Source organism: Megasphaera massiliensis, from assembly GCF_000455225.1.
GTDB classification, from domain to species: Bacteria; Bacillota; Negativicutes; order Veillonellales; family Megasphaeraceae; genus Megasphaera; species Megasphaera massiliensis.
This window is the reverse complement of the sequence record NZ_HF954559.1, coordinates 236420-257105: the sequence shown is the minus strand read 5'-3', so window position 1 is coordinate 257105 and position 20686 is coordinate 236420. Positions and strand designations below refer to the sequence as shown.

Genomic DNA, 20686 nt, shown 5'->3' with positions numbered 1-20686 from the left:
GGTCTGCCAAAATCGGGACTTTTCGAAAATGCTCAAGGTCTTCACGGCGAATGAGGCCGCCGATAACGAGAGGCTGGCCTTCCTGCAGGCGCACCGTCGTCCGAGCCTGACGGGTCGCAATACGGTAAGCCTTCAGTTCGGGGACAAAAACCGGCGTGCTGACTTCGGCAAATAAATCCGCCGTCACCGAATTATCCGGATGAACTTGAGGGGTATAAGTCAATTTAATGCCTGCATCTTCATAGGTCGTACTAATAGCCGTCTCCTGTCCGGACCGATGCTCGGTCTGAACGGGAATCTTATCGCCAATGAGGATATGAGCTTCTCTGCCATTGCTGGCTACAATATGGGGCCGGGCTAAGATTTTCGCCTTACCGCGTTCTTCTAAGGCATGAATCGTCCCAGACAGAGAAAAAATACTGTGAGCGGCGCCGCCTTCCACGGTCGACCAATTGTACTCGATACCGGTCTGCTTCAACAGGCTGTCATCGATGGAAGCGATTTCAACAGACACATCGACTTGCCGCGGCGGCACATCGAGTCGCTTGACCAAGGCCTGTACAGCCGCCTGAGTCTGTGCGGTTCCGCCGACGACCACCGTATTCGTATCGCCGTGCCAGCGTACGTCGGCTTCAGGGACGGCTGCCTCAACAGCTTCCTTTACCGCTTCCGGATCGGCATAGCGGAGCCGCCATGTATGAAACGTTTTTACACGCTTTCCGGTATGAGGACCGGTAATCGTCCGTATCGGCCCGGAGGCATCGTAATAGAGACCTTTACTGTCCGCAATCGCCTGCAGGGCCTCTTCGACGGTAATATCCCGCAGGGTCATCGTGAGTGTGCCTTCTACACTGTCATCGACGATAAGATTCATCTGTCCCGACCGTGCCAGTCCTTCGAGAACGGTCCGAACAGGGACATCCCTCACCTGAATATCGATGGCAGCCGCCTGAATGGGCAGGAAACAACAGACAGCTGCCGCCCAGGCTTTGGTATAAAACTTCATGACACTTCCTTTCTCCCCCTCACAAGCGAATCTCCCAAAGTTTTCCGTCACGCATAAGCCCTACAGCTTGGCGGTTGATATAAGCAATATACCAGCCCTGCCAGGATTCTCCGGCAGCGCAGGCAGCCGACTGGCCCTGCCACTGCAACAGGACCAGGTGATCCTTCCCTTGATGAATCGACCCGCCAACGGTGGGCAAGGTCCATTGCGGCTGAACGGATTCCGTTGTCTTTACCGATTTCGCAGTCGGTGACATATCGGGTCCCCCTTTTGGTTCCGCGGCGACAGCTTTCTTCGGCAAACTGCCGCCAAATAAATCAGGCAGGGGCTTATACTGTATCGCCGGCCTTACGTCGTAGACGAGGCTTCCTTCAGCCTCCTTCTCCGGCGTATCAAAAACGGGATGCTTCTCAGCTTGCTGCTGAGAGGCATCCCGTTTCATGTTTACTTGTCCCTGGGGCTCTTCCCACCAAAACCAAACAGCGCCAAGGCAGACAAGTATCCCCACATAGGGAAGCCAAGTCTTGCGACGTTGAACGATACCGTTCCCCACCTTTTGCAGGACCGATAAACCCCTATTTTTTATCGCCATACCCCTGCGGATGGTGTTGATGCCAATGCCAGGCATCGGCTATAATTTGTTCTACTTTACTGTGTGTCGGCTGCCAGCCTGTGATGCGGCGGATTTTTTCCGATCCGGCAATGAGCACAGCCGGATCGCCGGCACGACGCGGTGCTTCTTCCACGTTAAAATCACGACCTGTAACCTTTTTGGCGGCTTCAATCATTTCCCGGACGCTGAAGCCGTTCTGAGAGCCCAAATTAAAGTACTGCGACTCGCCGCCTTCCGACAAGTAGCGAAGGACGCGTACGTGGGCATCCGCCAGATCCGTGACGTGGATATAATCACGAACACAAGTCCCGTCCGGCGTCGGATAGTCTGTGCCGAAAATTTTAATGCTGTCACGCTGTCCCAAAGCGGTCTGCAAAATCAAAGGAATGAGGTGCGTTTCCGGTGTATGATCTTCCCCGATGGCACCACTGCCATCAGCTCCTGCAGCATTAAAGTAGCGAAGAGCTACATAGTGCAGACCGTAAGCACGGCTGAACTGAGCCAACATCATTTCAATCATGAGCTTGGTCTGTCCATAGACATTGGTCGGCTGGTAGGGCATATCTTCCGTAATCGGCGTCTTTTCCGGTTCGCCATAAACAGCCGCCGTCGACGAAAAGACGAAGTATTTGACCTTGGCCTGACGGACAGCTTCAAGGAGGCAATATGAGCCTACGACATTATTATCGTAATAAATGGTCGGATTTTCCATCGATTCGCCAACCTGGCTATGGGCCGCAAAATGCATGACGGCATCGATGTTCATGTCTTCAAGAATCCGGCGTACGCCATCAATATCGTGGATGTCGACGACGTAAAAGGGAATCTCTTCCGGGACGGCTGCCCGATGGCCGCGGGACAGGTTGTCAATGACGACGACCTTATGGCCTTCTTGAAGCAGGGCCTTCACCGTATGGCTGCCGATATAGCCGGCACCGCCGGTAACTAATACATTCATAGCTTAACCTTCCTGCAGTTTTTTCAGGCGGCCGCCGAGGAATTTCTTGTATACTTCGACGCCGGGCTGATTGAAGGCATCGACGTTGGCAAATTCGCCTTCATAAGCAATGGACAGGCAGAGCATGAACATCAATTCGCCCAAATGATACGGAGTGATGGCCGGCATGATGTAGTTGGCACTGGGACGGCCGTCACCGGCAAGGGCTTCAGCATTAGAGCTGCGAGCAGCTTCTAAGATCTGACTGAGAGGCAAACCGCTGAAAGCGGCCAATTTCGGATATTCATCGTACAGATGAGGTACCGTAACGTCATCGGGCCAGTTTTCGACAGAGACGAACTGGACGACTTTATCCTGCGGGCCTTCCTGATGTTCCTGGGTCTGCGCATGCATGTCCGTCGTACCGACAGCCACGATCGGCGTACGGCCATAGTTGACGACATTGCCCTGTTTGTCAAGGCGCTTGCCGAGGGATTCAGCCAAGAGCTGAATATACCATTCTGACAAGGATTTCAAGCTGTCGGCATAGGGCATGAGAACTTCCAGGCTGCGGCCATGATTTTTACCGGCCAGGAATTTAAGGACACTATTGAGAAGGGCCGGATTTTTCCAAATATCCGGATTCTGGCAAGCGTGATCCATATCACGGGCACCGTCAAGGAACTGACGGATGCTGAAACCGGTCAAGGCGCCTACGATGAGACCGACTTCAGAAAAGACACTGAATCGTCCGCCAATGCCATCGGGAACGTAGAAAATAGGCCAGCCCGATTTTTTAGCCAGACCGTGAAGCAGCGTTTCTTTATCGCCGCCGTCGTGAGGGTCCGTAACGGCTACGGTTTCCAGGGCAATGCCGGCGTCGCTCATAGCTTCTTTCAAGACCATGTAGTTCGACATCGGTTCGATTGTCGAGCCCGATTTAGAAATGACAACGGCCATTACCGTATAGTTCGGCTTCGTCTGGCTGTCATTTTTCAAGAATTGAATAAGGCCTGCCATTTTATGAGAGTCAACATTATTGCCGGCAAAGAAGGCTTTCGGGAAGCCATTGCGTTCTTCCGTGCTCTTTAAATTCCAAAATTCACCGCACTGAACGTCAAACAAAACTTTCCCGCCCAAATAGGAACCGCCAATCCCTAAGAATACGACGGCATCGACGCGGTTGCGCGTCGTCCGAGCCAATTCTTCAAGGGCAAAAATACGTTCCGGGCTGTTGATGTTGCCATCTTCAATATACGGCAGCTGCGTAAAAAGAACGGCTTCCGGTTCTCCGTCTTTGGAGAGATGTCCCGGCATGGTGCCGTTCTTGCGCATGTTCATCACCGCTTCATGAGCCTTGGTATAGACCGGTGAAAAGTCCTTTACCTCTGCTTCCGTGACGGCCTGAGGGCCATAAAGGTTGGTTACGTCAAAAGTAAAGCCTGAACGTAATTTTAATTGTGTCATGTTCACTTCACTACCTTTCGATAGAATAATGTCTTATTCACGTATGAAATCATTATAGCACAGAACGGGTATACTATGCCACCTGCGGGGCACTGAATGCCCCATGTAAACCAAAAGCCCCTGTACGGGGCTTTAAAGACAGCACGATGTTCTGCTTAGAACCGCAGCATCGATTGAAGGAAGCTTTGTGTCCGTTCATTTTGCGGATGTTCAAAGACGTCTTCCGGTTTACCTTGTTCTTGAATAATGCCGTCAGCCATAAAAATAACCCGGTCGGCCACTTCTTTGGCAAAAGCCATTTCATGGGTTACGATGATCATGGTCATGTTTTCATCAGCCAACTGCTGTATCGTGCGCAGAACTTCACCGGTCAATTCCGGATCAAGGGCACTGGTCGGTTCGTCAAAGAGCATGATATCCGGGTCCATCGCCAAAGAGCGGGCAATGGCCACACGCTGCTGCTGACCGCCGGAAAGGCGTGACGGATAGGTGTCTCTTTTTTCCCACAAGCCGACCTTTTTAAGCAGTTCCTCGGCCTGAGGCATGATTTCTTCGGTCTTCATCTTCTTGACGACGCGAGGCGCTTCCAAGATGTTATCCAACACCGTCATATGCGGAAACAAGTTGAAGTGCTGAAAGCACATGCCCATGCGGCGGCAGATAGCCCGAACGTCGGGAGCCGGCGCATAGACGGCACGCTGGCTCCCGGCAGGCGTACTGGCCATGGTCTTACCGTCGACGACGATAGAGCCGCTGTTGATGGTTTCCAACTGGCAAAGGCATCTCAGAAAGGTACTCTTCCCGCTTCCTGACGGGCCGATGATAGAAACGACTTCCCCCGCTTCTACATGGAGGGAGACGTCTTTTAATACTTCCAAATTCCCGAAACTCTTTCGGATATGGTCCATTTCAATAAAACTCATGACAAGACGTCCTCCTTATTCATCATAGACGGCGTAGCGTTTTTCCAGATAACCGAAAATTTTGGTCAGGATAAACGTAAAGAATAAATAGAATACAGCAGCAACTAAAAAGGCCGTCGTATCGAAATCGCGCTGAACGATGGACCGCGTAATGCGCAGGATGTCGTTCATGGCCAGGATGTAGACGAGGGACGTATCTTTGAGCAGGTTAATCGTTTCATTGGACACTGGCGGCAAAACCCGTTTTACGACCTGAGGCAGGATAATGCGGCGCATGGTCTGAATATAGGTCATCCCCAGGACTTTGGCTCCTTCATACTGGCCGCGGTCGATGGACTGGATGCCGCCGCGGAAGATTTCGGCAAAGTAAGCGGCATAGTTAAAGACGAAGGCGATGATGGCCGCCGGAAAGGCCGGCAGGGTAAAGCCGTCGATGATAAAGGGCAGTCCGTAATAGATGAACAAGATCTGCAGCATCAGCGGCGTACCACGCATGACATAAATATAGGCATACATGGTCTTTCGCAAGATGGCTATCTTAGAAATGCGGCCAACGGCCATGAGGATACCCAAGGGCAGACTCAAGACGATGGTAATAACAAAAATTTGCAGTGTAATTTTCAGGCCTGCTGCGACGGCAGGCACAATCTGAATTAAATAATCCATGCTGGCTCCTTTTTCAGGCACGGCGATTCACACAGGCAGTGTGCAACACGGAAAAACAACCTCTCCGTCCATGCCGGGGACCTCTCCACGACGGGGAGCTGTCAGCGTCATCTGACCGAAAGGTTGTTTTTCGTACATCTTTCCCGATTACCGTACTTTTATGGTAATATCTTCGTTAAACCACTTCTGGGACAACTTAGTCATTGTACCATCTTCACTCATCTGTTTCAAGACATCATTGAGTTTATCCCGCAGCAGATTGTCATCTTTACGCAGGCCGACGCCGAATTGTTCGTCACCCATTTTGTCATCAATGACTTTAAACTGACCCGGCTTCTTGGTCATATAATACCGGCCTACAACACTGTCGACGAGGACACCGTCAATGCGGCCGATTTCAAGGTCCATAAATGCATTGACGAAATCGCCGTATTTCTTAACTTCGGACAAGGATTTCTGGAAGTCCATGTTCTTTTCCAAGGCATTGATGGAGCTGCTGCCTTCCTGAGTCCCTAAGATTTTGCCGGCCAGGCCTTCACGATTGGTAATCGGCGAATCGGTCCGAACGACGAGAAGCTGCTGATTGTGCATATAAGGCTTAGAAAAGGCAATTTGCTGAGCCCGTTCGTCGGTAATGGTCAGGCCGTTCCACAAGAGGTCGACTTGCTTACTCTTAAGAGCTGCTTCCTTGCTATCCCAGTCGATCGGTTTAAATTCAACGGGGACGCCGAGGCGTTTAGACGCTTCCTGAGCCAAGTCAATATCGAAACCGACGAGGTTGCCGCTTTCATCACGGAAACCCATAGGCGGGAAGTTATCATCGAGGCCGATGACGATTTTATCCGGCAGTTTCTGCTCTGCCTGGCTGCTGTTATCCGTACCGCAGCCAACGAGTAATGCAGCCGCTGCTGCCGTTAACGCACCGGCAGCCAATATTTTTTTCCAATTCATGTAAATTCCTCCTTACAGAGTAACATAACGATTAAAGGCTGTCAGAAACTCCCTTCCCGGCCCTCCATCCGAAAGCCTGTGAGTTTCCCTTACTAATCCATCATGGGCGGTGTAATTACAAAGGACAGACCGTCTCCTGATGTATATGACATATTTTACTTTATTTCGTTAAAAAGATAAAGGGTTTTAATCATGAAAAATCAGCATGTTTCCATGCTGATCAATGCATATTCCGAATAAATTGCCCTTTACACCTCATCATCGTCCTTATCCTGCATATCCTTGATGGTGTCGATGATCTGCTGTTTGCTCTTTTTCGACAGAAACTGGAGACGGACGGGAAGTACGACGAGTCCCCCTTCTTCGGCTTGCCCCAACTGGATTTCCTGCCACGTATCGCCGATAACAAAGATATCCTTATACGGAAGGAATACCAGACTGCGATCGGTATGAAACTGGTCATCATAAAATTCGTGAAGCGACCGGAACTGCCGGCGGACAATAATGCCCTTTTCCGCCACGTAGCACATGACGTCGCTTTGCCGGTGGATGCGCCACAGACAAAAGGCAAGAACGGCCCAGTTATCGAGATGTTCGACGAGGCGTGTTTCCCCCATCATAAGCCAGAAAAAGTAAATGGCCACTAAGAGAAACAAGATTTTCATAAATCCGGAAAACCATTTTGAATTTTCATAAGTCGCCGTAATAGGGCCGCAGCGAAACTGTTTTTCCAGGTCTTTTTTTTCCATGGCCACGCCTCCTTCAACGACAAGCGGCGGCAAAGCTATTTACGCAGCTTTTTACTGGTCTTGGGAGCCGTTTTAATGACGACGTTGCGGCCATCCTTCACGACTTCCAGGGAGATATCACCGACACCGTCTTTAAAATAGGCCATCTTGATATCGAGGAGGATGGAACCTACTTTTTCCTGAAGGTCATCGGTAAAGAACTGACGGCGAAAATCGCCGGCCGTCTGTTTCTTATCTGATTTTCGGACAGGTTGACGGCGAGGGCTGGCGTCATCATCTTCCCACCCCGTCGTTTCAAAGGTATCTTCTTCCTGAACCCCTTTGAACATATCTTCAATTGAACGATTCTTAGGAATCTTATGTTTTGCCAAGGTCAATCACCTATTCCTTTTCCATTTTATCCGACTTTTCCGACGCTTCATGCATACTGTTCAGCGTGATGCTGTTGAAGTCTTCCGGTGTCCGATAGGTAGCAATTTTCTTAAAGCCTACGCCCAAACGGCCCCGATAAGCGGCAATGACTTTGTCGTCACGGTTCATTTCAGCGATGTAAATTTCCTGGCCGTCAAGACCGATGAGCCTGAAATTACCGCTCGGCGAAATTTCGCGCCAGCTGCTGGTAGCCCCGTCGAGCATGTACACGACACCGGTCCGGAGGTTATCGTAGAAGAAGGTATCCGAATCGTAGAAGACGGCGATGCGGCCGATATTTTCAGCCTGGACGTGAATACGCCGCGTATCGTAGTTAGCATCGGTTCGATAAATGCGATAACGATCTTCTCCAACTTCGAGTTTCATGTAAACGACATTGGTCGCCGTCGAATAAGCGACGTCGACGATTTTGCTGTCTGCCGGTGCATCTTCAATGGGCGTATCTAACTCCCGGTCCGGATAGATTGGATTGTACTGGGCAATGTAGACACCGTATTCCCCGGTCTTATTGTCGCGGCCATAGGTCGCAAAAATAGCCAGGTTACGGTCCGGAAGCCATTCAAAGAAAGAGACGTTGCGGCCGTGCAGATTGATGCGTTGGGGATCGTTCTTTTTCCCGGCTTCATAGATGGTAACCTGATCATCGAGAATAGTCGCCATGAAGCGCTTATCATAAGAATAGAAGCTGCGGCCGTTCGTTTCTGTACCGTCTCCCATGGCCTCCTGCTGAGTCGTCCCGCCGATTTGGAAATCCGACGTCGGCGCAAACAAGACCTGGTCTAAATAAATATAAATGCCGGCCTGGACGGCAATACCAAGCACAAAGACGCCAATAAACTTTCGAAATTTCATAGCCTGTCCTCCTACTTGACGACGAACGCCGTCGGAATCATGCGTTCACCCAAGAGGTCCGCCGGTTTGTTGATGACTTTTCCATTGTAATACAACGTCGAACTGGATCCGCCATCGAGGTTGGCTGCAATGACGGCCCCTTCTTCATACATGATATTCTGAAGGTCACGCAGGGTCGCTCCGACAGAATATCCGGGCTGACGACCGTCAATGACCAGAAGCAGTACGGTGCCGTCCTTACGCTGGCCAATGGCCGTGCGCGGCCCGACGCCCCAACCGCCATCGCCATTGGTAATCATCTTTTCCCCGTTGACGATAAGCGCCGGTCCGAAGGAGATACCTTCGACGACGTCCTTTTCTCGCAGTTCGGCTTTAGAATAGTTCCCGACGATGAGGTTGCCGCCGGAAGTAAAGCCGACAAATTCATTTGTTTCATCGTCAGAAGAGTTCTGACCGAGGAGATATTTTCCATCGTGAATAATGAAGCCGTAAGGCTGACGACCCGTTCCGGTCCCATTGGCATCATAGAATCCGCCGGCATTGATAGCCGCTACGGCACCGACGCGTTCGGCAATGCCGCTCGTCGTATCGCCTTTTTCATCCATATTCTCCGCCGTTGCAACCTGCAGGCGATGGGGATCGGGGACTTCCAGCAGGAAGCCCTTAAATCGGCTGGAATCGATATTTTTCAGGGTAAGTGTCGTATCCGTGCGAGCTTTGAAATTAAACAGCTCCTGCTTCGGCGTCGAGCTGATACCGCCTAAGATCTCATCAATTTCCTGCTGCGTAAAAAGCCACGTAATGTACTGCGGATGGCGGCTCTTCAAAATAGCGCCCACAACCGTCCGCTTCAAATTGTCGAAGGGTCCGAAGAGGACGACAAAAGGCGATGTCAGAGAGAAAAAAATGGCGATAAAGATAAAAAACTTACCGATTTCTTTTACGTGTTTCCTCATATGTAACCTCGAAAAAATAAAGTTAACGTTCTTCGTATTGCGGTGTTGTAACGCGCTGCTTGAAGTTTTCAATGTCGACAGCGTTGCCGATCCAAATCCGTTTGACGGCATACAGGTTATCCCCATATTTTGCCCAGCCCGGGTCCATGGTCACGGCCATTTTAATGCCGGCTGCTTTTAAGACCTCACCGGCTTCCCGGGTATAGCCGCCATAAGGGTAACAGAAGTATTCATTGGTAATACCGAGCTGTTCTTTTAACTCAGCCTGACTCTTTTTAATCTCGTCGGCAAAGGTGTTCCCCGTCATCTCCGTTGCCCGTTCATGACGATAGCTGTGCGACGCAATGGTAAGGCCTGAAGCCTGCATTTCTTTGACCTGCTGCCAATTGATGCGTGTCCCCTGGTCCGTGTCATAAGTCGGCACGAAAACCGTCCCGGCAAAACCGTATTCCTTTAAAATAGGCATGACGATACGGTACGTATCGGGATAGCCGTCATCAAAGGTAAGGACAACAGGCCGTACCGGCACCGGTTTGCCATGGGCCAAGTAGTCGTAAAGCTGATTCATGGTCAGGGGATGAAAATCGTTATCTTTCAAAAATTTCATCTGCTCCCGAAAGTGGGACTCCAACAGAACGGCGTCATTATCCGGAACGTCGCCGATCATATGGTACATCAGAACGGGAATCCCCTCTTTTGGTACAGCCATAGCAACTTCCTGCGACGGTTTCTTTTCCGCCGCAGGTGCATCGACCTTTTTATTGTCCAGTGCGCAGCCTGCCAGTATAAGGCAGCTCAACAGAGCCATACAGGCTAATTTCAAGATGCGCAAATCGTACAGCCCCTCTCATCAAGATCATTCATTGTCCCGCAAGGTTACTACGGGCAATTCATCATAGTGGCCGGCCAGGAACAGCCGGATATAACGTTCAGCATCGTCGCGGATATCACGCATCGCTTCAACGGAATGGAAGCTGACGCTCGGCGTCAATAAAAATTCCGGCCGGGCAATCATTTTGAGCAGCATCGGGCTCGGATGCTCTGTCGACAGGGCATCGAGGGCGGCACTGCGGATATGGCCGTCATCGACGGCATGGTACAGGGCCGCTTCATCAACTAAGCCGCCGCGGCAGCAGTTGACGAACATGGCACCTTTTTTCATAGCTTCGAATTGTTCATCTTGAAAAATGTAGCGTGTCGATTCGTTCAGCGGCATGTGCAGTGATACGACGTCGCTAGTCTGAAGAAGTTTATCAAAATCGACAGGGCGGACGCTGCTTTCCATCATGAATTTTTCACTGACGAAGGGATCGTAAGCCTGGATTTTGCATCCAAAGGCCTGCAATCTTGAAGCAACGGCACGGCCGACATGGCCAAACCCGACGAGACCAATAAGATTTTTACTGACCCGGTGAAGGGGCCAGGGAATAGAGCCGAATTCCCAACGGCTGTTGGTCCGGATATCACTCTGATATTCCGGCAGCTGTCGAATCAAAGCCAAGATCATAGCGCAGGCATGATCGGCAATGTCGTCGACACAATAGGAAGTATTATTGATGACCATGACGCCCTTTTCGTGCGCCGCTTTTATATCGACATTATCAGACCGAGTCGATAAGACGACAATGAGTTTCAAGTCATCCAGTTCCTCAAGAAGTGAAGCCGTAATCGGTTCGGCATGGCAGATAATAATCTCGGCATCATGCAGCCTGTCGGCTAATTCATCTTCATCTCCCGGAGGACAATATTCAACGCGCGCTACATCGCGCAGTCTCTCTCCAAAATCATCTTCATCCTGACGTCCTGTCAAAACACTTATGTGATACATTATCACAGCCCCTTTTCTATAACCAAAATCATTTAGACATAAAGATACATCTAATTATATACCATGTAATCGTCAATTATCAAGTATTCTCGCCGACCTTGACGGAGTTGTCAAAACTTTGATATAATATTTTCGTTATGGAAAGGTGTCCGAGTGGTTTAAGGAGCTAGTCTTGAAAACTAGTGATGCGGCAACGCACCGTGGGTTCGAATCCCACCCTTTCCGCCAATCACAAAAAGCAGGTTCCCAAAGGGACCTGCTTTTTTTATATACCTATATACTGTATCTGCATACTCGGCGAGGGTCTTCCTGCCTTACTTGCGATGGAAAAAGTGCGGCGAGTCGCCCCACTGACCGAACCCGATCGTATCGCCGACAGAAGCGACGCGGGCACTGATGCAGTTTTTGCACTGTTCCGGCACTTCATCGACACAAGGTTTATTATCATACAACAGGTACTGCGGGCGGAACTTGGGAACGGTGACAATCGGCATGAGCACGTTGGCTCCGGCCTTTAAGCCCAGTTCGCGTCCCAAGGGATGGAGAGCCTGCAGAGCCGTCGTCGCCGCAATGTTGACATCGGGCAAAAAGAGCCGGGTCACGGCAATCATCTTGAGTCCCATTTCCAGCCGCCGTTTCTGTTCTTCCTTGCTGTCCATTCCACTGGCAAGGACGGCTTTCCCGATGGGCGTATTATGGTGAACGACGTAAGGCCCCATTCCGATCATATCGATATCCATATCGCGATAGAGCAGAATATCGTCTGCCAAGTCACCGATTGTTTGACCGGGAAGACCGATCATATCCCCCGTCCCGACCTGATAGCCGATGCGTCGCAGACTTTCAAGGCAAGCTTTGCGAACCTGCCATTTATGATGGCCGTCATCGGGATGAAGGGTCGCATAGAGAGCGGGATTACTGGTCTCGATGCGCAGCAAGTAGCGGTGAGCACCGGCTTCAAACCAGCGCCGATAGGTATCTTCCGTCTGTTCACCGACGCAGAGGGTCAGTCCCAACTTGCCGTCGCTCAGCTTTTTGATATCGCGAATCAAGCCTTCGACGTAATCGATAAAAGCCTCGTCTTGCCGTTCACCGGACTGAATCGTCAGCGATCCGTACTTATTTTCATAAGCCCAGCGAGCCATGGCCAAAATATCTTCCCGCGGGGTGTCGAAGCGTTCGACTTCGTCATTGCTCTTGCGGATGCCGCAGTACTTACAATCTTTAATGCAGTAGTTGGAAAACTCGATGAGTCCCCGATAGTAGACGACGCGGCCGACATTGGCAGCCTTGACGGCATAAGCCGCATCATACAAGGCCTGCAATTCGTCAGGTTCAGTCAGACTCAGCAGGGCGATTAAATCATCGCGGGTTTTCGGTGGTTTAATCTTCATCATAATATCTCCTTTCAGCGCCGCCAAAGGCAGCCCTTACGGACCAACGGAAGAAAGCCTTTTATCCTTCATTGGCCCAGTGGATTTTTTCAAAGAATAAGAATACACAGCTCATGATCATAGCCACGACCGTTGCCAAGCCCATGCCTTTAAGCTGGACCGGACCCAAGACAATCGTTGCGCCGCTGAGACCGGAAATCATGGTAACCGCCGTTAAAATAAGATTCTTCGAGCGCGTATAGTCGACCTTCTTTTCAACCAGCATGCGCAGCCCCGAAGCGGCGATGAAGCCGAATAAGAGGATGCAGACCCCGCCCATGACCGGAGTCGGAATGGCATGGATGAGAGCCGCAATCTTTCCGATGAAAGAAAAGAGGATGGCAAAAATAGCCGCGCCGCCGATGACCCAGGTACTGTATACGCCGGTAATCGCCATGACGCCCATATTTTCACCGTACGTCGTATTCGGTGTCGAACCGACCAGGCCCGAGAGGACATTCGATACGCCGTCCGCAAAGAGTGAGCGGTGAAGGCCGGGGTCGGTAATGAGGTCGCGGCCGACGATATCACTGGTGACAAAGAGATGGCCCAAATGTTCAGCCAGGACGACGAACAAGGCCGGCATGATCATCATGATGGCACTGATATTAAATTCCGGCTTATAGAACGTCGGCAAGGCAAACCAAGGTACTTCCTGAACGTGGGCCAAGTCGACGACCCCCATGAAGAAGGACAGGATATAACCGGCAATGACCCCGATAAGGATAGGGATGATGCCGATGAAGCCGCGGCCGAGGACGGTCGTCAAAATGGTGACGATGAGGGTAAAGGTCGAAATGATCATAGCCGTTTCATTGGACATGCCCTGGACTTCCCCCATATAGCCCGACATGTTCATGGCCAGCGGCGCCAATTCCAAACCGATGATGGCTACGATCGATCCCATGGCAGCCGGCGGGAACAAGATATCGATCCACTTCGTCCCCACCTTGTCGACGACAGCCGCCAAGATGATAAAGGACAGGCCGAAGACGATGAACCCCCCTTGGGCGTCGCCATAGGTCATGCCCGGCGTAGCCGTAACCGCCAGAACCGGTGAAATAAAGGCAAAGCTCGAGCCGAGGTAAGCCGGCAGCCGCCATTTACAAATGGTCAAATACAGTAAGGTACCGACGCCATTCATAAACAAAGCCGTTGCCGGATCGACATGAAGCAGAAACGGAACCAGTACGGTCGAACCAAACATGGCAAATAAATGCTGTAAACTCAAGGGAATGGTCGGCAGTAAGGGCAGCCGTTCTTCTACGTGTATAACCCGATGTTGTTGCATGCAATCTCCTCCCAAAAAAAGACAGGTTTCTTATGAAAAGCAATTTTTATAAGGAGCCACCCCTTAGAACGGCTCCTGTTCAACGTCAGCCAGACCGGCTTCGGCTTCACAGAAATTATCATAACTGATACGAAGCAAAAACGTAACCGAAATGATATTTAAGATAAGCGAAGATCCGCCGTAACTGATAAACGGTAAGGGAACGCCGACGACAGGAACGATGCCCGTGACCATGGCCATGTTGATGAGGCCCTGTCCGCAGAGGGAAAAGGTAATACCCAAGGCCAGGAAGGTTCCGAAACGGTCGCGGCAGCGGACAGCCGTTTTGACGCCGACCGACAGCAGGCTGCAAAACAAAAACAAGACGACGACAGCCCCGATAAGTCCCCATTCCTGGGCAATAACGGCAAAGGCAAAGTCCGTATGGGCTTCCGGCAGGTAATTGAACTTACTGATCCCGGTTCCCATCCCCTGTCCGAAGACACCGCCCGAACCGACGGCAATATAGCTTTGAACCGTCTGATAGCCGCTGCTCTGACTATAAGGCCAAGGGTCCCACCAGGTGATAATACGCATCATCTGATAAGAGTGGGCAAACAGATAGACGACCAAGGCCAAAACGGCGACGATACCGAGGGCAAAGGCAACACGCTGTTTCAAAGAAAACTTGGTGTGAATAACCGTAAGTTCGCAGCAAAAAAACATCATCAGTACGGGAAAAAATATGACGATAGCCGTCCCGGCATCAGGCTGCAGCAAGACTAAAAAGGAAAAAAAGAGGGTCGGGAAAAAGGCAAAAAGGCCGTATCGATTGAGGAATAAGGCAAAGAGCCGCTTCCCGAAGGGAACCTTTCTTTCCCATTTGTCGATAGGAAAGATATTCCGGAGGTGGAGGGACATCAATTCCTTATTTCCATGTCGTTCCAAATAAAAGGCAATGGCCGCGGCCATCGTGATGATCGCCGCTAACTTGGCAAACTCCGACGGCTGAAACGAAAAAGCACCGAATCCCAGCCAGCGACGGGCACCGTTTACCGTAATACCGACGAATTTAACGGCAATGAGGCAGATGATATTAATCAGGACAATCTTGCTGCACCAGCGGCGAATGAATTGATACCCCAATCGCCAAATGACCCAGGCAGCTGCAATGCCGCCGCCTAAAAAGCCCAGCTGCTTGATCAAATAACCGGACAAGGAGGCTCCTTCATCGAGGACAAAAGTCGAGCTGAGGATATTTTCCAGGCCAATGACTATCAAGAGGGATATGGACGCCAGCATCCAAAGGAGGTTACTCCTCCGGGCCTTCATTTCGGCATTCATCTTTTTCGACAACATGAGCTATCACTTCCTGTGGGCGTGTGGCAACACAATGAAAAATAGGCTGTCCCTTGGCACTGAATTTAGCCTCGTATTCGGTCATGGCTTCATTCAGTACTGAGCTGTTATGCAAATCATAGGTCACTTCCGACAAAGGCCATCCGCAGGCTTTAAATTCGTCGAGGGTAAAATCGAAGAGGCCGGCATTGTCGGACTTAAAGTAAATCTTACCGCCTTCTTTTAAGAGGCGGGCATAGCGGTTGAGAAAGCTGCGGTAGGTCAGGCGCCGTTTCGCATGGCGCTTCTTAGGCCAGGGATCGCAGAAATTGATGAAGAAGCGGTCGACTTCACCGGGTTCAAAAATATCTTCCAATCGGGCGACATCGAAGCGCAGGAGATGGACATTATCGACTTCAGCATCGGCACACTTCTTGCCGGCATAATAAAGGACTCCGGCCTGGATTTCAATGCCGATAAAGTTGACATCGCGGTGAATCTGAGCTAATTGAGAAATGAAGTTTCCCTTGCCGGTCCCAAGTTCTACCCACAGCGGCGCTTCCGGGGAGGCAAAGAGCGTATGCCACTTCCCCTTATACATTTGACAATCGTCGAGGTGGAGAAACTCACTGTACTCCTTAATGGCCTCGTCAATCCACGGTTTTCTTCGTAAACGCATGTATCCTCCTCGATTTCATAAATGGATTCATCGTACAAGAACCCTTCAGACCTGCTGCACAAGCCGGAAGGGTTCCTTAACAAACTGTATGATACTTTTTTTATTATAAAAAATGTCAGCCATCGTGTCAACAGAAAAAGCCGGACCCTTTTCGTTAAAAAGGGGTCCAGCCTTCAATGTCTTGAATCCCGAGGCCCGGAAGTTCCGAGAGGACGAGATGGTCTTTATCATAGGTAATACCGCCGTGAATGGGGTCTGCTGCCATGAGGTCGGCGGCGTCCAAATCATTCTTGGTAATAACGGCTGTCCCTGCCGATAAGGCTGCCGCTGCGGTGATACCGATTTTGCATTCCAACATGCAGCCCATCATGCACTCGACGCCGGCCGCTTCTGCCATGGCCGCGATTTTTGAAGCCGGGCCGAGGCCGCCGGCCTTCATGAGCTTGATATTGATGAGGTCGCAGGCCCGCATGGAAAGCAGGCGAAAAACATCGGTCGGACTGAAAGCCGATTCATCGGCCATGATGGGCGTATCGACATGATCCGTCACTTGTTTGAGGCCTTCAAAATCGGCTGCCCTTACAGGCTGTTCGATAAGTTCAATAGCAAGATTGGCATCTTCCATGGCGCGGATGAGGCGGATGGCTTCCTTAGGTTTCCAGCCCTGGTTGGCATCGAGGCGGATGGCAATGTCGTTACCGACAGCCTTGCGGATGGCTGCGACGCGCTCAAAGTCGACAGTACTGTCAATCCCTACTTTCAGCTTTACATGATGGTACCCGGCCTGAACGGCTTTTACCGCATCGGCTGCCATGACGTCCGGCGGATTGACGCTGATCGTAAGGTCTGAGGCAATACGTTGGCGGCGGCCGCCAAAGAAGCGATAGAGGGGCATGCCGTAGCGCTGTCCAAAGAGATCGTGGACAGCAATGTCAAGGGCTGCCTTGGCTGATGTATTGTGGACCATCGCCCTTTGAATCGTTTCTAAAATAAGGTCACGGTCATCGATATCCATGCCAGTCAGTTTAGGACCGATGACATTCTTTATGGCTCCGGCCACCGACTGATGACTATCGCCGGTGATGACGACCGTTGCCGGCGCATTGCCGTACCCGACATGGCCGTCATCGGTGTACACTTTTACGACTAAGTCTTCAGCGACATCGACGCGGCGCAAAGCCGTAATAAACGGTGTTTTTAAAGGAATGGCAATTTTCCCGATTTCGATTGCAGTAATTTTCATAAATAAGTCCTATACTAAAAAATCTAAAATAGCTTCGACGGTCGGCACGATATGCGGAACACCTTCTCGATCAAACATCGCCCTGGCGTCATCTCCATCGATGCCGGTCAAGGTCCCGATCATGACCGCCCCTAAGGCCTTGGCACACCAAACGTCGGCCAGGGAATCGCCGACGACATAATACGTTCCCTGTTTGAAATCATCCATGCGGCGTACATAGTCGCCGTAACGGGCCTTATCTTTGCCAAAGGCCCCCAGACAATAGACGAAAGGATTCGGTTTATCAAGCAATAAGTTCAACAGGCCTTCAGCTTCTTCGACGTCACTGTAGGTCGCCAGGTAATGCTCGTCGAATTCTTTCAGCCAGCCGTAGGTGCGGAAGGGAATTTCCATTTCCGCCCGCGACCGCCCGGTGGCGATGGCAATGGCGTAGCCTCGACGCTTGAGTTCTTGGAACATATGGCGGATGCCTTGGACCGTGCCCAGCGGTTCTTCTCGAGTCAAAAATCCCGATTTTCCCGGTGCATAGGCCTTTTTCCCATAGGTTTTTTCATAGAGTTCATCGCCAAAGTACCAATCCTGGAAGGTTTCAAAGGCCAGATTCCAAAGCGGCGAATGAAGAGGCGTCCACCGGCGCGTCCCCTCTCCTAAGGAAGCCGCAACGGCATCGCTCAGGTAAGTGAAGACGTCGTCCTTTCCGGCCTCATCGGGCACCGTTTCAACCAGCCGCTGATAAACGGCTTCAGCCGAAGGAACCGCACAGCCCCGGAGACGTCTGCCTAGGGATTGAATATCAGCCGGTGTCTCAAAGGCCATATTCAAGGCGTCGTGATGTGCGGTATACGATTCTAAAAGGAGCCACAGTGTGACGACGAGATGGGCGTGGACCATATCCCAGTTGCTGTTGACGCCGTGTTTTTTGAGCCACAGCAAGATGGCATCGTCCTTCCAAAAACGCCGGCGCAGACCGTCAATGGCTTCATCACTGAGGTCGGCTGTAATCGTCTCCTGACCCAAATGCAAGTATTTTTCACTGTAATACCATTCCCAAAGGACCAGAGCTGATACGTCAAAATACCGTTTTTCGCTGAGTAAGACGCCGTCGACGTCAAAAATTACCTTCTTCATGGGACTCCCTTTTCTTAAAATGTCTTATCTAAATGGCCGACAGTCTTCTTATTGCCCTTGACGTGGGACCGTTCTTCCAATACCTTCATGACGTCATTGACAGTAACGCCCGTATCTTCCCACAAGACGGCCAGATGATACAATAAGTCAGCTGACTCCTTGCAGACTTCAAGCCGCAGGTTTTCGGCCGCCTCTGACGAATCATCGGCAACAGGGTCGGCATTCTTAGCCGCGATGATTACTTCTGCCGACTCTTCGCCGATTTTCTTGCAGATTTTATCGATGCCGGTTTGAAGCAGATACGACGTATACGATTTTTCCGTCGGATGAACCCGCTTATCGCTGATTTCCCGACTGAGGTCAGACAAGATGGACAGGCTTCCGGTGTAGCTTTTTTCCCATTCTGTCATGGACCGGAAGAAGCACGATTTATGGCCCGTATGGCAGGCTGCGCCGACTTGGTCGACAGTCAGCAAAATCGTATCGGCATCGCAGTCGACGGCGATGGAGCGGACATGCTGAAAATGGCCCGACGTTTCCCCCTTATGCCACAATTCATTTCGGCTGCGGCTGTAATACCAGGCGTCGCCGCTTTCAACAGTACGCCGGAGCGCTTCTTCATTCATATAAGCTACCATCAGGATTTTTCCGCTGCATCCTTCTTGAACGACGGCTGGAACCAATCCGGCGCCGTCAAATTTTATATCTTTCATCGATACACTATCCATTTATACTTCTGCCCCTCTCATGGGAATCCCCTGTTCCTGTAAATAAACTTTCAAATCGGGAATATCGATTTGTCCAAAGTGAAACACCGAAGCTGCCAAGGCTGCATCGACACCGGTATCGAAGACGTCTTTAAAATCCTGCATCGTGCCGGCCCCGCCGGAGGCAATGATCGGCACGGGAAGTTCAGAAGCCAAACGGCGGTTCAATTCCAAATCGAAACCGGCCTTTTCCCCGTCGGCATCCATGGAATTCATGCAGATTTCACCGGCCCCTAAAGCAACGCCCTGTTTGGCCCAAGCCATGGCGTCGATGCCGGTATTCTTACGTCCCCCTTCGACGTATACCTGCCAGCTGCCATGGTTGTCGCGCTTGGCATCGATAGACAAGACGACACACTGGCTGCCAAAACGCTGGGCAGCCTCGCGAATCAGTTCCGGCCGCCGAACAGCCGCCGAGTTGACCGATACCTTATCGGCACCGGCCCGCAAGACTTGGTGAAAGTCGTCGATACTGGCAATACCGCCGCCGATCGTAAAGGGGATAGTTATCGTTTCGGCCACGGCGCGAACGACGTCCAGGAAGATATGGCGTTTTTCATGGGTCGCCGTAATATCGTAAAAGACGAGTTCGTCTGCCAGCTGGTCTGAATAGAATTTCCCTAAGCTGACCGGATCGTCAACATCCTGCAGGTGCTTAAATTGCTTGCCCTTCACGACGCGGCCGTTCCGGACGTCAAGGCAGGGCACGATTCGTTTCGCCAACATCTTACATTCCCCCTAAACTTCGGATTTCCGCCATGGTAATTTTCCCCTCGTACAAGGCTTTCCCGGTAATGGCACCGTAGATGCCCATGGCCTTCAGTTTTTTTAAATCGTCGATGCTGCTCATGCCGCCGGAAGCGATAAGGCGAATATAAGGCAGCTGCTGGAGCTGACCAAGGACGGTAAAATTCGGTCCGGTCAGCATCCCATCACGACTGATATCGGTATAAATCAAGGTATTGATGCCCAGGTCCAGCATCGATTGGGCAAAAGGCAAAACGCGTTTATCGCTGCCGTCGACCCAACCGCGGGTGGCTACGACGTCTTCCTTGGCATCGATGGATACGGCCAGCATGGAGCCGTATTTTTTAGCCATGGCAGCCATAAAGTCCGGATCTTCGACGGCCTTAGAGCCGATGATGACCCGATTGACGCCGGCCTCTAGATAGGTTTCAATCGCTTCTTCACTGCGGATACCGCCGCCGACTTCGACGGGGATATCAACGGCTTCACAAATATCGCTGATAATAGAAGCGTTAGCGAGGCTCCCGGAAAAAGCGCCGTCAAGGTCGACGACGTGGAGAAAGAGAGCCCCTTCGTCAGCCCATTTAACAGCCGCTTCGACAGGATTGTCAAAATAGGTCGTACTGTCATCTTTTACGCCTTGGCGCAAGCGGACGGCGCGGCCGTTTTGGATATCAATAGCGGGAAATACAATCATGGTC

Annotated in this window: 22 protein-coding genes and 1 tRNA gene; 1 reads left to right on the top strand and 22 read right to left on the bottom strand. The window is 51.2% G+C overall.

Annotated features, from left to right (window positions below; translation table 11 throughout):
• The 13 genes from TX77_RS12730 to TX77_RS12670 all read right to left on the bottom strand — a co-directional run.
• Positions 1-1006: type II secretion system protein GspD (locus tag TX77_RS12730; protein ID WP_071822374.1), on the bottom strand; the 1006-nt coding region annotated here is incomplete at its 3' end.
• 19 nt (positions 1007-1025) lie between these two features.
• Entirely contained in the window at positions 1026-1448 is a 423-nt protein-coding gene (locus TX77_RS12725) for a hypothetical protein (protein WP_044505481.1), read from the bottom strand.
• A 133-nt stretch (positions 1449-1581) separates the two neighbouring features.
• Positions 1582-2577, bottom strand: coding sequence for a UDP-glucose 4-epimerase GalE (gene galE / locus TX77_RS12720; RefSeq protein ID WP_044505444.1), 996 nt, complete (start codon positions 2575-2577; stop codon positions 1582-1584).
• A 3-nt stretch (positions 2578-2580) separates the two neighbouring features.
• Complete coding sequence (locus tag TX77_RS12715; RefSeq protein ID WP_044505443.1) at positions 2581-4023, bottom strand: hypothetical protein; 1443 nt, start codon at positions 4021-4023, stop codon at positions 2581-2583.
• Between the two features lie 155 nt (positions 4024-4178).
• Complete coding sequence (locus TX77_RS12710; RefSeq protein WP_044505442.1) at positions 4179-4946, bottom strand: amino acid ABC transporter ATP-binding protein; 768 nt, start codon at positions 4944-4946, stop codon at positions 4179-4181.
• A gap of 15 nt (positions 4947-4961) precedes the next feature.
• A complete protein-coding gene (locus tag TX77_RS12705; protein ID WP_044505441.1) occupies positions 4962-5612 on the bottom strand; it encodes an amino acid ABC transporter permease in 651 nt (216 codons plus the stop codon).
• Positions 5613-5759: 147 nt separating this feature from the next.
• Positions 5760-6563, bottom strand: coding sequence for an amino acid ABC transporter substrate-binding protein (locus tag TX77_RS12700; protein ID WP_044505440.1), 804 nt, complete (start codon positions 6561-6563; stop codon positions 5760-5762).
• A gap of 248 nt (positions 6564-6811) precedes the next feature.
• Entirely contained in the window at positions 6812-7312 is a 501-nt protein-coding gene (locus TX77_RS12695) for a hypothetical protein (protein ID WP_044505439.1), read from the bottom strand.
• 35 nt (positions 7313-7347) lie between these two features.
• Positions 7348-7683 (bottom strand): hypothetical protein, encoded by a 336-nt coding sequence (locus tag TX77_RS12690; RefSeq protein ID WP_071822376.1) that lies wholly within the window; start codon positions 7681-7683, stop codon positions 7348-7350.
• A gap of 10 nt (positions 7684-7693) precedes the next feature.
• Positions 7694-8596: a hypothetical protein gene (locus TX77_RS12685; protein WP_044505438.1), complete on the bottom strand. Its 903-nt coding sequence runs from the start codon at positions 8594-8596 to the stop codon at positions 7694-7696.
• An 11-nt stretch (positions 8597-8607) separates the two neighbouring features.
• Complete coding sequence (locus TX77_RS12680; RefSeq protein WP_044505437.1) at positions 8608-9552, bottom strand: phosphodiester glycosidase family protein; 945 nt, start codon at positions 9550-9552, stop codon at positions 8608-8610.
• A gap of 22 nt (positions 9553-9574) precedes the next feature.
• Entirely contained in the window at positions 9575-10384 is an 810-nt protein-coding gene (locus TX77_RS12675) for a polysaccharide deacetylase family protein (protein WP_044505436.1), read from the bottom strand.
• Positions 10385-10408: 24 nt separating this feature from the next.
• Positions 10409-11380: a C-terminal binding protein gene (locus TX77_RS12670; protein WP_044505435.1), complete on the bottom strand. Its 972-nt coding sequence runs from the start codon at positions 11378-11380 to the stop codon at positions 10409-10411.
• A gap of 139 nt (positions 11381-11519) precedes the next feature.
• Here TX77_RS12670 and TX77_RS12665 point away from each other — a divergent pair.
• Positions 11520-11608, top strand: a tRNA-Ser gene (locus tag TX77_RS12665).
• Positions 11609-11694: 86 nt separating this feature from the next.
• On the opposite strand, the gene hydE is transcribed toward TX77_RS12665, so the two are convergent.
• The 9 genes from hydE to hisA form a co-directional block, all read right to left on the bottom strand.
• On the bottom strand, positions 11695-12774 hold the full coding sequence (gene hydE, locus TX77_RS12660; protein ID WP_044505434.1) for a [FeFe] hydrogenase H-cluster radical SAM maturase HydE: 1080 nt from the start codon (positions 12772-12774) through the stop codon (positions 11695-11697).
• A 61-nt stretch (positions 12775-12835) separates the two neighbouring features.
• Positions 12836-14104: a uracil permease gene (uraA, locus tag TX77_RS12655; protein WP_044505433.1), complete on the bottom strand. Its 1269-nt coding sequence runs from the start codon at positions 14102-14104 to the stop codon at positions 12836-12838.
• A gap of 63 nt (positions 14105-14167) precedes the next feature.
• A complete protein-coding gene (locus tag TX77_RS12650) occupies positions 14168-15442 on the bottom strand; it encodes an FtsW/RodA/SpoVE family cell cycle protein (RefSeq protein ID WP_049917377.1) in 1275 nt (424 codons plus the stop codon).
• Complete coding sequence (trmB, locus tag TX77_RS12645) at positions 15396-16100, bottom strand: tRNA (guanosine(46)-N7)-methyltransferase TrmB (RefSeq protein WP_044505432.1); 705 nt, start codon at positions 16098-16100, stop codon at positions 15396-15398. Before trmB ends, TX77_RS12650 begins: the two co-directional genes overlap by 47 nt.
• A gap of 154 nt (positions 16101-16254) precedes the next feature.
• Positions 16255-17343: a mandelate racemase/muconate lactonizing enzyme family protein gene (locus TX77_RS12640; RefSeq protein WP_044505431.1), complete on the bottom strand. Its 1089-nt coding sequence runs from the start codon at positions 17341-17343 to the stop codon at positions 16255-16257.
• Between the two features lie 9 nt (positions 17344-17352).
• On the bottom strand, positions 17353-18471 hold the full coding sequence (locus TX77_RS12635) for an HAD family hydrolase (RefSeq protein ID WP_195891194.1): 1119 nt from the start codon (positions 18469-18471) through the stop codon (positions 17353-17355).
• A gap of 14 nt (positions 18472-18485) precedes the next feature.
• Positions 18486-19199, bottom strand: coding sequence for a bifunctional phosphoribosyl-AMP cyclohydrolase/phosphoribosyl-ATP diphosphatase HisIE (gene hisIE, locus TX77_RS12630; RefSeq protein WP_044505430.1), 714 nt, complete (start codon positions 19197-19199; stop codon positions 18486-18488).
• Positions 19200-19964 carry an imidazole glycerol phosphate synthase subunit HisF gene (gene hisF / locus TX77_RS12625; RefSeq protein WP_044505429.1) on the bottom strand — a complete coding sequence of 255 codons (765 nt, stop codon included), beginning with the start codon at positions 19962-19964 and terminating at the stop codon, positions 19200-19202.
• A 1-nt stretch (position 19965) separates the two neighbouring features.
• Positions 19966-20682: a 1-(5-phosphoribosyl)-5-[(5-phosphoribosylamino)methylideneamino]imidazole-4-carboxamide isomerase gene (gene hisA, locus TX77_RS12620; RefSeq protein WP_044505428.1), complete on the bottom strand. Its 717-nt coding sequence runs from the start codon at positions 20680-20682 to the stop codon at positions 19966-19968.
• Positions 20683-20686 lie beyond the last annotated feature (4 nt).